This is a genomic window from Mesorhizobium sp. M0244, from assembly GCF_040321795.1.
In the GTDB taxonomy this organism is placed as follows: domain Bacteria; phylum Pseudomonadota; class Alphaproteobacteria; order Rhizobiales; family Rhizobiaceae; genus Mesorhizobium.
Genome location: NZ_JAMYSE010000048.1, coordinates 38,933 through 51,979, shown reverse-complemented (window position 1 = coordinate 51,979; position 13,047 = coordinate 38,933). Strand labels below are relative to the sequence as shown.

6 protein-coding genes and 2 pseudogenes are annotated in these 13,047 nt (G+C 62.9%); 1 reads left to right on the top strand and 7 read right to left on the bottom strand.

The features are described from left to right. Nucleotides 1-1,120: 1,120 nt before the first annotated feature. The 3 genes from NKJ08_RS24390 to NKJ08_RS24380 all read right to left on the bottom strand — a co-directional run bounded on the left by NKJ08_RS24390 (nt 1,121) and on the right by NKJ08_RS24380 (nt 3,280). Nucleotides 1,121-2,047: an ArdC family protein gene (locus NKJ08_RS24390; RefSeq protein ID WP_352783716.1), complete on the bottom strand. Its 927-nt coding sequence runs from the start codon at nt 2,045-2,047 to the stop codon at nt 1,121-1,123. Between the two features lie 337 nt (nt 2,048-2,384). Then, the gene (locus NKJ08_RS24385) at nt 2,385-2,972 is read right to left on the bottom strand and encodes a hypothetical protein (RefSeq protein ID WP_352783705.1); all 588 of its coding nucleotides are present in this window, start codon (nt 2,970-2,972) and stop codon (nt 2,385-2,387) included. A 26-nt stretch (nt 2,973-2,998) separates the two neighbouring features. Then, on the bottom strand, nt 2,999-3,280 hold the full coding sequence (locus tag NKJ08_RS24380; RefSeq protein ID WP_352783703.1) for a hypothetical protein: 282 nt from the start codon (nt 3,278-3,280) through the stop codon (nt 2,999-3,001). A 202-nt stretch (nt 3,281-3,482) separates the two neighbouring features. Between NKJ08_RS24380 and NKJ08_RS24375 the strand changes: the two are divergent. Beyond that, nucleotides 3,483-3,680: pseudogene (locus tag NKJ08_RS24375) on the top strand (PhnA domain-containing protein); the annotation flags it as partial. Here NKJ08_RS24375 and NKJ08_RS24370 read toward each other — a convergent pair. The 4 genes and pseudogenes from NKJ08_RS24370 to NKJ08_RS24355 all read right to left on the bottom strand — a co-directional run bounded on the left by NKJ08_RS24370 (nt 3,652) and on the right by NKJ08_RS24355 (nt 13,008). Next, entirely contained in the window at nt 3,652-4,116 is a 465-nt protein-coding gene (locus tag NKJ08_RS24370) for a UCP036055 family protein (protein WP_352783701.1), read from the bottom strand. The pseudogene NKJ08_RS24375 and the gene NKJ08_RS24370 sit on opposite strands and share 29 nt — an antisense overlap. Before the next feature lie 97 nt (nt 4,117-4,213). Continuing rightward, the gene (locus tag NKJ08_RS24365; RefSeq protein WP_352783699.1) at nt 4,214-5,956 is read right to left on the bottom strand and encodes a ParB N-terminal domain-containing protein; all 1,743 of its coding nucleotides are present in this window, start codon (nt 5,954-5,956) and stop codon (nt 4,214-4,216) included. A 571-nt stretch (nt 5,957-6,527) separates the two neighbouring features. Next, nucleotides 6,528-6,996, bottom strand: a pseudogene (locus NKJ08_RS24360) (Ros/MucR family transcriptional regulator). A gap of 921 nt (nt 6,997-7,917) precedes the next feature. Beyond that, the gene (locus tag NKJ08_RS24355) at nt 7,918-13,008 is read right to left on the bottom strand and encodes a helicase-like domain-containing protein (RefSeq protein WP_352783697.1); all 5,091 of its coding nucleotides are present in this window, start codon (nt 13,006-13,008) and stop codon (nt 7,918-7,920) included. Nucleotides 13,009-13,047: the final 39 nt, after the last annotated feature.

The following is a 13,047-nucleotide window of genomic DNA, read 5'->3' as shown; positions in this document are numbered from 1 at the left end:
CGTTGATTTGTTTTATTTCGCCAGTGGCGGGGGCGGTGCCCCCCGGGCCTGGTTGGGGGGTGGCGGGCCGGGGGGCGCCCGCCGCCCCCCGCCGGGGGCCCATTGGGCGCCGGTCCTTGGGGGTGGTCCTTAGGGCCGCAACGACAGTGAAGGGCAGCCAGGGGGAGGCTTTCTTGTTCCGCGCGGAATGGCGGCGCAGTCGCCAGGGGAAGAAAGTCGCGACCGGCTGTTGCGGGTTTAAGAACGAGGCGCAGCGAAGCGAAGACGGCCTTCGGTCAGACCAGCCCCATCGAGGACGCAGGTGGTGGGCCTTTCCATGAAACCGCCGGCCAGACGACGGTCGAGCTCCCATCGGAATGATCACCGCAACTTCGACTAACGTCAGGCATCATCAAGCCTGGCCGTCCCCGTCACGCGTCATTGTAGAACGACGGATAGCTCGGAAAGAGACGCACCCGCCTCCTGATATCGGTCGAACGATGACGGGCCGCGAGGCGAGTCCCAGGAGCCCGATAATCTGCTGTTCAAGCAGGAGCGGCCGCATAGCGGACATCGATAGCCATCTTTGGGCTGGACGCCGGCACCAGCGGGCTGATCAGGGTTCGGCTCCGGGTTACCGCCCGAACGGGGCCAGCCGCAAGGCGGGGCCTCACCCTGATGTGCTCTGCCGAGCGAACGACGCTTGCCAAACTGGACCATCACACGCCGCACATCCTTCATTTGGCCAAAGGTCGAGCTGGCCTTAGCCGGCCACGTCAAGATGTCGACCTAGTTGAGGCAATCCCGCCGAGTTATGCGCTTCTCTATGGTCTCGCGGCTCGGCTTATCCGCATGGAAATCCCGGTCGACGGTGCCGGGGTAAAGCGGGAATCATGCCCGATGCTTGCCCTCAGCGACGTTGGGGAGATTTCGCGCAAGGGCAGCACATTCGGCGAGGCAACCAGCGAAGATGGTCACAGACAACGGCCGCTTCCCAGCAAGTATCGGCGAATATAGCGCTAAAATAACCGTGTGCCGCCATCAGGACGAGGGGGTCGATTGCACTCCCGCGCCCAAACTGATGACGCGAAAGCGGATCGAGGGGGGCTCGGCCCCCCTTGTAACAGTTGAGCGCGTAACATCAGGCCGCACTCGCCAATTCTTCCGCCTGCGGCTGGAATTCGTGGAGATAATTGACCGCGCGTTGTGCGTGGGCGGCCGCCTGAAAGATCGCCCGCTTGTCGCTGCCCAGCAGGCTGGCCCAGCCTTGAATATAGGCGGCATGATCGGGCCTCGGCTCGAGCTCGGGGACGATGTCGAGGTCTGCGCAGAGCATCGCAGCACCAAGCTCGACGAGCAATTCTTCGCGCGCCCGATCCGTGCGATCCTTGTGGTAGCGGCTGAGGTCCCTGTTCAGCCGCTGAGGAGCCGATGTCCAATGCAGGGTCTCGTGTGCTCTCGTGGCGACAAATGAAGCCATATCCCGGAAAAATTCCGGTGAAGGCAACTGCACATGGTCGGAAGAGGGAGAATAATAGGCCTTGTCTCCGCCATACCGCACAACCGCTCCGGTGTTGTCGAAAAAACGGTCGGCATGCTCGATGCGCTGGACAGGATCGGCGGCAGGCTCTGGTGCCGCATGATAGTGCGGCGGCAGACCTTCAATCTGGTCGGCGCAAAACACCGTGTAGGCCTTGAGGAACGGAATACCCCGCTCGACTTCCTCGCCATGCGCGTCGGTTTCCGTCGTAGTGAACCGGCTGGCGTAAACAACCATGGAGCCGGTCTCGCCCTTGCGAACATGACCCCCGAGCTCCGCACTCTGCTTGAACGTCATCCAGACCGGAGAGACAAAGCCTCTCGTGACCGCCTCCGACCACAAAAGCAGTGTATTGATCCCTTGATACGGCAGGCCGTTGTGACGGAGCGGCCGTGTGATGCGACCGGTCGTATTCGCAACGCTCCACGGTTTGACCCAGGGACGCACGCCCTTCTCCAGATCCGCGACGATACGATCGGTGATTTTCGCGTAGATGTCGACGCGGGGCTTGTTGCTCTTCCTGTCCATTTCAAACCTCCATTCGAGGCCGCGCCAATCGCGGCCGTCACGAGGTCCGCACGCGCAGGACCGCAGGTCCGCGAACCCGCGGACGATCGATGGGGAAGCTGAGTACCGTCGCTTGCGGGCCGCAACGTCAGTGGAGGACGGCGCAGCCGTTTCGCGGCACGAGGACCGGAGCAGGACCATCATTCGTGACGGCCGCGATTGGCGCGGTCCCGACGACCAGCCCATCTCCATTCTTTGAGTTCGGTGCCTTTGGCACATGCAAAGAGGGCGGCGACCCCGAGGGACACCAGCCTCAGTATGGGAGGATCGGGCGGAGCCGAAGCTCCGCCCATTGGGATTAGCCAAGGGCTGCCATCTGGAGATCGGCTGCCTGCCGGTTGACTGTCTGGCCGGGGTTCTCGGTCTGGCGTTCGTAGGGCTTCCAGCTCTCGCCGACGATGTGCTCGTAGGCGGCAACGGCGCCCTCGGCCGCCATGCGCAGCGCATGTGCCTGAAGGCCCATTTCGGCGGCGAATTCGCGCTTGCGCTGGGCCTTGCTGTCGAAGCCGACCGGACCGTCAATGTCCTCGTCGCGGGTGTCATTGGCGAGCTTGGCCGTGGCATCCTTCGCCTCGGTTACGGCCTTCGAGTAGAACTGGCCTGCCCCATAGGCCGAACCGACATGCGAGCCGACGATCCTTTGCAGGTGGATCTGCATGGCCTTTTCGGAAAGGCCCTCGGAGAGCGTATCGGCGCTTTCGATCAGACTGCGCTCGTGGAATTCACGGATGCCGTCACTGTCGAGGATGGAGAGGCCGAAGCTTTCGGAAATGAGGGTGGCCTGGCGGCCATCCGGGCAGCAGAGCCGGACCATTTCGAGGGTTGTGCCCTTGCGGAGCTGGACGACGCGGGCCTTGGCCTTGGTGGAGCGGGTTGAACTGGACATTGAGCTTTCCTTTCTAGCGATGCCCTTCAGGTGTTCCGGCCCTTGCCGGTCTTTCCTGCGGGTGCGGTCAAAAGGAACCGGCGGAAGCTGGACGCTTCAGGGTCCGGAGCCTGCCAGGCGAGCGAGGTTGGCTTGCGGACAAGCGGGGTCAGTTCTTCACTGGCCCTGCGCGGGACGCGGGCCAGCCTTGCCGAGATCGGCGGGATCCGGCCGCCCCGCGGCGCGATAGCGGCCTTGAAGCGGACAGCCGCCGGTTCAGACCGCAGCAAACCCGCCGGGAAGACCGGCAAGGGATGAAATTCGGACATCGGCATGCGCGAGGAAATGCAGTGTTCATTCCCGCCGCCAATCCGCCTGCCCGCCAAGCTGCGCGAGGGACGTCAGTCGTTAAACGTCGGCTCCTGCCGGTATAGATGAGCTGCGCCGGTCCGCCGCTGTGGATCAACTCTTTGGCCTGCTCCCATGTCGGGCTGGCAGCGTAGCGTGTTCAACTCCGAAACGAGGGCAGCAATGACCGATCAGAATGACGACTACGTCTATGACGACACGACAGGGGAATGGCGACCAGCATCGGAGATGGCTGCCATTGCAGCTTCTGCCGGGAAAATTGAAGTGCGCGATGCCGCCGGCAACGTGCTCGCCGATGGCGACTCCGTCGTCCTCGTCAAGGACCTCAAGGTCAAGGGTGCCGGCCAGACCCTGAAACGGTGTCGGCCGTGGCTTGCTGCAACACGGCGTTGGGATAGTCGTGGCGGGTAAGCCATTCCTCGGCGGCCCTGCGATTGGCGGCAAGATGGACAAGCTCGGCATCGGCGCCGGCGCGGTCGAGCACCAGGACGGAGCCGATGGCGGGCCGCTGCTTGACCGAAAACTTCAGGTCGCTGTTCACCGAAAACGTCTGGTGGACGCCCAGCACAATGGTTCCCTGACTGCCATAGTCGCCCTTTTGCAGGGTGATCGAGGCGGGCAGCGTCGTACTGCCGATGCGGGCCTCGGCCTGTTTGCGGATCAGGCGACCGCCGCCGTTGCGATTTTCCCAGGCTGCGAGCTTCTTGCGATGCCGCTCTGGCGGGCGTGGGGATCCGTCGGAATAAGTCAGGATGGATGCGAGTGGAACAAGGTCATAGATTAATTGGGCGGACATAGTTTTCTCCGTGGTGCTCATGGTGGAAACAGAACCGCCGCCGGTGATGTGCCGGCGGCGGAATGATCGTTCGAAGGGAAAGGTAAGGCGCAGCCGCCTACTCGGCGGCCACCTTGTAAGGCTCGATCTGTTCGTCAGTGAGGTCCTCCTCCTGCGGAGCGGGGTGCTCGCCAACGTCGTCATGCGCGGGCTCGACAACCGCATCGCCTTCGAGCTCGTCCTGGTCCTCCGGCGTGCCGTCGTCAGGCTGTTCCCTAGCCTCGTTCTTCTTCAGCCAGGAGGTCAGCCCTTCCGGAGTGGGCCCAAACCGCGCCGACGGGTGGACGAAGCGGCCTTCCTTGAAGTGCTCGACCAGGGCCGCACGGGTATCCTTGACCTTCTGACGGGGCAGGACGGATGTATCCGCGCAGGCACTTTCCAATGCCTGCCGCGACAGGCATGACAGGAAATCCTCCGTCCCCATGTTGGCTAAGAAGCTGTCGGCGGCGATGACGTCGCCGGCGACACGGGCGACAACGCCGCTGTCCGAACGATTCTCCCTGCAGGACAGAACGTCGATCAGCAAGGACCGCACGGCGAAGCGCAGCGTGTCCATGTCGAACGCGAGCTTGCCCTCCTGGTCGAACAAGCGCGCGGCATGTTCGCCGAGACCTGCCGCCCCGTAACAGGAGATGTCGCGGGCGCCAGATGCCACTGTCACATTTTGGCCGGCGAAGGCGAGAACGAGCAGCGCCATCAGCGTGTCGTCCTCGATCGGTGCGCGCGACAGCGCCTCATGCAGTGCGTCGGTACGAAGGTCGCCGATCATCTCGATGCCTTTGCGCGTGAGGTCCGGACGCGGCTTTGCCGTAACGACGATACCATCGCCATCGGCCTCGACATAAGCGCCATTCTTGCCCTTTGGCTTTTTGGCCGCCGGCATGCGGTACGCGACCGACTGCACCTTGCCGTCGCGGTCGAGATACATGGCGGTGTGATCGGACTTGGACGGCTTACCGTGCAGACGCTCGGCCTTGGCCGGCAGCTTCGGCTCGCCCCACTGACCGGCTTCCACGATCACGCCACGCTTGGGCACAGCGTTTGCCATCCACTCCTGCTGGGCGCCAAGAAAGGCCTCGACATCCGTCGTGTAGCGGCTGTCCTCGTCGGCCGGAGCGAACAGGTCCTCGACCCAGGCAATGCCGTAGGCCTGGGCGAGATCGTCACCGAAGCTGGCGTCGCGCGCGTACATGCGGCGCTTCGTCAGGCCCTGCGCCACGCTCCACCACGACACCTGGGGATCGGCCTTGGAGGGCTTGTGCTTCTTCCAGACCTCCTTCTGTTCATCAAGCGAAGCCGAGGCGATGGTGCGCAACTGCTGCTCGTTGGGCATGTCGCCCTTGGCCATCTGCTCCAACATGGCCGGCAGAACGTTGGCGAGCAGGCGCAGCTTCCTGATCTGGCGGACGGGCAGCGCCAAAGCGACGGCGATCGCTTCCTCGGTCCAGCCGAGGGCGACCAGCCGCTCAATGGCGCGCCATTGGTCGACGGGATTGAGCTGCTCGTGAGCGAGCGTTTCCGCTAGCGAGCGCATGGCGCCGCCATCCTCGGCCCTCTCGATCACCAGCACGGCGATCTCTTCGAGACCGGCCGCGATCGCCTGCTTCACCCGACGATGGCCGGCATCGATGACGTAGCCATTGCCGCCATCGGTCTCCAGCGCGACGACAGGCGGCTGCACGATGCCGACGGCACGGATCGTAGCCAGCAGCAGCGCGTCGGCCTGCGGATTCGACTTCGAGCGTCGCGCCTTGTCAGGGTTATCCTTCAGCGCGCGCGGGTCGACAAACTTCAGTTCCATGGAGATGCTCCTTCAAGGGTTTTGCGGACACCGCTGATCGCTGCGTCCTTCCTCGTCTTCTTCCCGAAGACATCCCCCCGGCCCGCGGAGCGGGCGGGCCGGTGCACCTGCGGCCGAGCATCCCTGCCCGGCTGGCCGAGCGGGGCTAACAGCCCTGCGCAGGACGACGCGGCCGGGATCGCGAGCGGCGCGGTTGAGCGCCAGCGTCAGCGGCCCGCCCGATCTGCGAGCGGGTTTTATTCCTAAGCTCACGGGGTTTTTGTTCTACGTTGGTTTTTCTGAAGAGAAACCCGGGTGCTAGCGAGGGAACCCGGCATTGTCCCATTTCGGGACCAAAGTGTTGGCATTGCGCTTGCTTCGGTCGTGGTGCCGGTGGATCCCGGTCCTGATCGCGTACTTTGATCAGGTCTAGGCTCGCCGGGCTTGAGGTGGTTGGGGTTTCTTCGCCCGGCGAGTTCCGCCACGCTAAGAACAAAGGCCGGCGCCCTCGCTGGAGCTTATCCGAATGGCGCCGGCCACGGGCGGGATTGGGATCCGCCGCGCCTTGACATAGCTGAGTCGTTACGTAGCGTCAGGTGGTGGCGGACACTTTGGCTTTCCGCTTCGCGGGTGCCTTCTTGGCTGGTGCGACGGGTTCAGCCTTGCGTCCAAGCCCGATGGACTTCGCCAGTTGCGAGCGCTGAGCGGCGTAATTCGGAGCCGTCATCGGATAGTCGCGCGGCAAGCCCCACTTCTCGCGATAGGCGTCCGGCGTCAGACCGAAGTCCGTGCTAAGGTGCCGCTTCAGGGATTTGAATTTTTTGCCGTCTTCGAGGCAGATAATGAAATCTGGCGTCACCGACTTCTTCGGGTTGACCGCGGGAGTGCGGCTCAACGACAGGCGCGATCGGCGTACCAAGCCCGGACAGAGACATGTGCACGGATGCGATTAGTTCAGGCAGGCCGGTAGCCGGTACAGGGTTCTTACTTACGTAGGCGGACACAATCTCCGCAGTAAGCTCGGCTAGTTCGGCGGCGCGGCGGTCGGATTCTTCTGTCAATGTGTCGGTCCTTTTGTCTGATTTGTCCCATCTCTATTTGAGCAATGTCCAGTACGCAACCGGGCCTGATCTATTCTAAGCCAATGATAGCGACCGGCTTTGCGGCGCTGGGCAAGAGCGACGCCAATATTGATGCGTTCTTTTTGGCCGGTTCGGCTGTAGACCAAAAAAACAGGCGGCCCGTCAGCCAGTGACGGGCCGCTTATATGCCGATTAGCTAAAATAACGGAACGTCCAACGGACAAGTACGGAACCAAAGCGGTTACGTCAGACCTTTGCTCGCGTGGCGCAAGACTTTGGTCCTGCCGTCTTATGGTGAAGAACGGAAGTTGATCGGCACGACATAGGGCCGTCCCGCAACGGATCAATAGCAAACTGAATTTAGGCGGCTATGGTGTGAACGCGAAGTCGGGTCAGATCCGAAGTCCTTAAGCCCTAGGCGTATCCGTTGGCGTTCCGCGAACGCAAGGGCGACCGATTCTAAGTCGAATGATCGGGTAAGTTCTTCGCCGTTCCCAACAACACGGACGAACCACTCGCCCATCGCCTCGACTATCTCAACGGACGTGTGGTTTGCGCCGCCTTTGGTGTCGTCCATCGCAACTGCCTCGTGTCTGGATGGGGACAAGACGAACAATATGAGTGCTCGCCTTTCAAGCGCTAAAAGGCCGGCGCCTGCTTTTGCGGGGGGCTCTGGCAGGCGCCGGCCGGACGGTCCAATCAGGTCCGCCGCGATGATCCAGTTAGCTGATTCTTGACGTTACGTCATGTGGTCTGGCTGGCCGGAGCCGAGCATGACAGAAACGTGGCATCAACATGGGTAAGCAGTTCGGCGCGCCTCCTGCATCGCCTGCACCCGAGCCACCTTGAACCTTTGCCGCCGATCAATGACTGACATGAGCGGCAGCCTGTTCGAGCCTGCTATGCGGCTGCACGCGGATCCTGGCCATCAATCGAAGACGCAAGATCGTTTTCGATTTCCGCAAGCTGCCGGCGCTTCTCAGCCAGTTCACCAGAGAATCCGAACTCGCCGCCCTGACGCGAGCGATAGGAGGTGAGCCTGAGCTCGGCATCCTCAAGACGCTGGCGGTATTGTACCTGCTCGCCCTCGAAGCCGGCCAAGGCATGCTCGAGGCGAGAAATCGCACCAAGCGGCGTAGTGGTCACCGGCAGCTCGATTTCATATTCGGCGCCGGTGCGCATCAACATGGTGGCATAGCGGTAGCCGTCCTTGCCGAAGCGCTCGCCGGAATATTCGAAATCGAACCCGCCGATGGAGGCGATGGTGGTTTTCCCATTCTGCTGAAGCTGCACGAGAGTCAGGATTTCCCTCATCAGCGCACGACCGGCGAGTCTGCGCTGCGTGAACGCGTCGCCCCCGACCACCATGCCGAACCCATCGCCGGTCGTCGGCATGAGGCGCTCGATATCCTTGCCAACCTCGCCGATGCGCCGGGTCGCGTATTCGATATCGCGCTCGGCGTCGCGGATTTGCCGTCGAACGGCGTGCTCATCATCAATGTGGGCCGCGCGAAGGCGCTCCAGGCGGGCAATGTCTGCCTCCAGACCTGCCTTCTGCATCAGACGCGGATCGCCTGAGGCGATCGCCTTGGCAAAAGCGAACTGGTTGGCCTGCCCCTCGCCCATATCCTCCAGCCGCCGAATGGACGTGTCTCCGGAGAGGGCTGCCGCGATGAACCGGGCCTTGCGCTCGTTGTTCTGCCACATCTGGGCGTCCATCGATCCTTCTGTGGCGTAGGCGAAGATATCGATGACATCGTGCTGGTTGCCCTGCCGCAGGATACGACCTTCGCGCTGCTCGATCTGGGAAGGAAGCCACGGTACGTCGAGATGATGCAGCGCCTTGAGGCGGAGCTGCGCGTTGACGCCGGTGCCCATCGTTTCGGAGGAGCCGATCAGGAACCGGATTTTTCCGGCCCGCACATCGCCGAACAGGCGCTGCTTGGCCTCCGACTTCTTGAAATCCTGCATGAACGCAATTTCCGATGCCGGAACGCCCCTGCGGACCAACTCGTCCCTGATCCAGCGATAGGCCGAAAAGCCTCTGGTTTTCTCGACGCTGATCGTGCCGAGATCGGAAAAAATCATCTGCGCCGCGCCAGGAAGCTCGAACGGCTTGCCATCGGCGCGGACATAGCTGCTTTGCGCTGTTTCTTGCCAGATACGGAAGGCATTGCCGATCAGATCGTTGAGCTTGTTGTCCGGCTCATTGTCATTGTCGGGATCAACCAGGCGCAGGTCGATAGCAGCGTGCCGGCCATCGGTGATAACCGACAGCAGGATGTCGTCACCAGCTTCTGCCGGACCGTCGCGTTCCTCGATCGCCTTGATGCGGGCGTCGAGCACCATCTGGTAGCGCCTGAAGGCCGCGGACGGCTTGGCGGTGATGATCTGACGCGCGCCGGTCGAAAGCGCCGGCACCTTCACATAGTCGCGAAGGTCTTGCGGCATCACCACATCCGCGAAGGAGCGGAACATCGCGATCAGCTCCGGCACGTTGACGAAGGTGGCGAAGCGCGTCACCGGCTTGTATTTGCCGGATGGCTGCAATTCGAGTTCAGTCGTGACGTCGCCGAAGGTCGAAGCCCAGGCGTCGAATTCGTGCAGGCCGCGCTGAAGCAGCGCCTCGTAACCAAGATAGCGCTGCACCGAGAACATCTCGCCAAGCGTGTTGGTGATCGGTGTGCCCGAGGCCAGCACGAGCGACCGGCCCGTATTCTTCGTCTCCACGAACCGGGATTTGACATAAAGGTCCCAGGCCCGCTGCGAGCCGTTCGGATCGACGCCCTTGAGCGTCGACATGTTGGTGGCGAAGCTGAGCTTCCTGAACTCCTGGGCTTCATCGACGATGATCTGGTCGACGCCGATCTCGGAGATGGTGAGCAGGTCGTCCTTGCGGGTCGCCAGCGCCTCCAGCCGTTCCTTGAGCCCCTCCTTGAGCCGCTCGAGGCGCTTGCGCGAGACGCGGTCGTCGCTCTCGACCTTGGTCAGCAACGTCTCGTAGAGTTCCAGTTCGTCGTGGATCATCTGTTGCTCGAATGCCGACGGCACGCCGATGAAGCGGAAGGCGCTGTGCGTGATGATGATCGCGTCCCAAGCAGCGGTCGCCGCCCGTGACAGGAAGCGATGTCGCTTGTCCTTGGAAAAATTCGTCTCGTCGGCCACCAGGATTCGCGCGGTCGGATAGAGCGCCAGAAATTCGCGGGCCGCCTGTGCCAGGCAATGGCCGGGAACGACCAACATGGCCTTGGCGATCAGGCCAAGCCGGCGCTGCTCCATGACGGCCGCGGCAATCGTCATGGTCTTGCCGGCGCCGACGGCATGGGCGAGGTAAGTCGAGCCGGCCGAGACGATGCGCCAGATGCCGCGCTTTTGATGCCCATATAGAGAAAAGGCGCCGGAGGCGCCTGGAAGTTTCAGGTGATCCCCGTTGAATCGTCGGGGGGCGATGTTGTTAAAGCGGTCGTTATAGACCCGCGCCAGCCGATCGGTCCGGTCGGCATCGGACCAGATCCAGTTCTGGAAAGCGGTCTTGATCTTCTGCAGCTTTTCCTTGGCGGCTTCCGTATCCACGACATTGAGCACGCGCTTTTCAGCCTGGCCCTCCTTCACCGTGTCGAAGATCTGCGGCACCCGGCTGTTCAGCGCGTCGGCTATGAGCTCGCCGGCATGACGGCGATCGGTGCCCCATTCGGACGTGCCGACCGCCATCCATCCCAATTGCCGCGCCTCTACCGTCCACGATGCCAGCTCCGGCATATGATGGATCCTGATCTCGGCGCCCATCGTCTCCTTGACGAAGGCGGCAACATCGGCGGCGGGGATCCATGGTGCGCCAAGACGGGCAATAATGTCGGAAGGGCGAAGATTGGCCGGCTGAACCTCGACCAAGGCATGGACATTGCGCTTGAAGACGGGGGCGAGGGCGGCGGCGGCTTGTGCGGCCTTGAGCTTGTCGCGGACCTGGCCGGAGAGATAGGCGTCGGCCGCTTGCCAGGAACCGGTCTCAGGATCGCGGTAGATGGCGCCGCCGAGTTCGGCGATGACTGCTTCGGCATCGGCGTGCAGCAGCTCGGCGATGTGATCGATATCGACATGGCCGCGTTCGTTGAGCACGACAGCAAGCGCATCGGGAGCACTTGTGATGATGGGTGCTGCTGGCGGCGCGATGACGCGCTCGGTGAAAATCGCACCCGGCCGGGCGGTATTGGTCTCAAGATCGTAGTCTTCGATGGAAGCCACCAGCCAGCAATCCGGATCGTCGAGGAAGGGCTGGAGGTTAGGCCGGCGATGCACTTCGCGGACCTCGCCGGTCTCGGTGTCCTCGCTTGTGGAAACGACGGTCGTGTTGATGGGGCCGAATGCGCGCACAAAATTCGACCAGGCGATGCGCAGCTTGATTTGGGCCGGCTTCCATGGCCGGTCGAACTCCTGCGCCTTCAGGACTTCACGCACGGCATCACGGATGGGGATCAATTTGCGGATGATACGCGCGTGCTTTTCGGGCACGCCTTCGCTCGCCCGGCCGTTGCGCACAGTGATGGTGACGGCAGCACCGTCGATCATCTGCGCCAGGGCGGCATTTTTCGCGACAAAGAAACTGCCCTCGCGCACGCCGTCGCCTTGCGGCAGGGCATCGACGGCATCGTCGCTGTCCTCGGCGTCATGATCAATCTCGTCCGGCTCGCCGTTGTAAATGGCTTCCGGAAGGAGGGAGATCGCTGCGGTGAGTGCTCGCTCTAGATCGACGCCGGGATGGGGCAGACAGGAATAGGCCTCGCCGTAAGGCCCCGAGATCGAGGCATGCGTGCCGAGCACGAAATCCGGGTGGCGCGCGAACCAGCGGTTCACGCGGATCGCGCCCTCATCTGCGGTCGCGGCCCAAACTTCTTCGGTGTCGAGCCATGACAGGTCGCCCTCTGGCTCGCCGATCTTGCGCTTGCGGAAGAACAGGATGTCGACCACGACATCCGTCCCGGCGTCGGCGCGGAAACTGCCCTGGGGCAGGCGGATGGCGGCGATCAAGTCGGCGGTCTTCGCAATATGCTGGCGCGCGGTCGTGTCGGCCTTATCAAGCGTGCCGCAGCTGGTCACAAAGGCGGCGAATGCCGCCGGCTTCAACAGGTCGACGGAGCGCGCGATAAAATAGTCATGCAGCCGCAATGCCATCGACCGATACGCCCGATCTGAGCGCACAGTTCGGTCCGAAAACGGCGGATTGCCGATGGCGAGATCGAAGCTCGCCGGCAGGTCGGTGCGGGCGAAATCGCCGGCTATGATCCGCGCTTGCGGCTGCAACAGCCGGGCGATGCGCGCGGTGACGGGATCGAGTTCGATCCCGGTGACGTGGGAGACGCCGCGCAGGGACTGCGGCATCAGCGCCGGAAACAGGCCGGTTCCGACGCCTGGTTCAAGAACCCGACCGCCGCGCCATCCGAGACGCTGGAGACCTGACCAGATCGCCCGAATGATGAACTCAGGCGTGAAGTGGGCATATTGGGTGCAGCGCGCGAGCGAGGCGTAGTCGATCTCGCCGACGGCATCTTCCAGATCCGAGCCGATGTCGTCCCAGCCCTTACGGAATCCGAGGTCGCCGGGACGGCGGAAGACACCATTGGCAAGGTCGGACGCGCCAAAGCCGGTGAACCGGATCAGCCGCTCCTGCTCCTCGCGCGTGGCAGGGCGCTGGTCAGACTCGATCTCGGCGGCGAGCCTGATCGAAGCGATGTTGTCGCGGGCCCGATCCTTCCAGCCACGGGTCAGCCCACGATCGCCGGCAAGATGAAAGTTCAGTCCATGAACCCGTCGAGGCTTCGACGTCGGTTGCATGGCTGCAACCGCCGGCGTGACCGGCGAAGGCGCGGCAGAATCGGGATCATCTTCATCGCCCGGCCCGAAGTCAGCCGCGAAGGCCGTGACGCCGAGGCCAAGTCCGGACGAAATGGCCGTGCTGCCGAACAGGTCGATGGTAAAGGGGTCGTCATGAGCCATGGAAAATCTCCTTGGATTTGAGGGCGAGCACGATCGCGC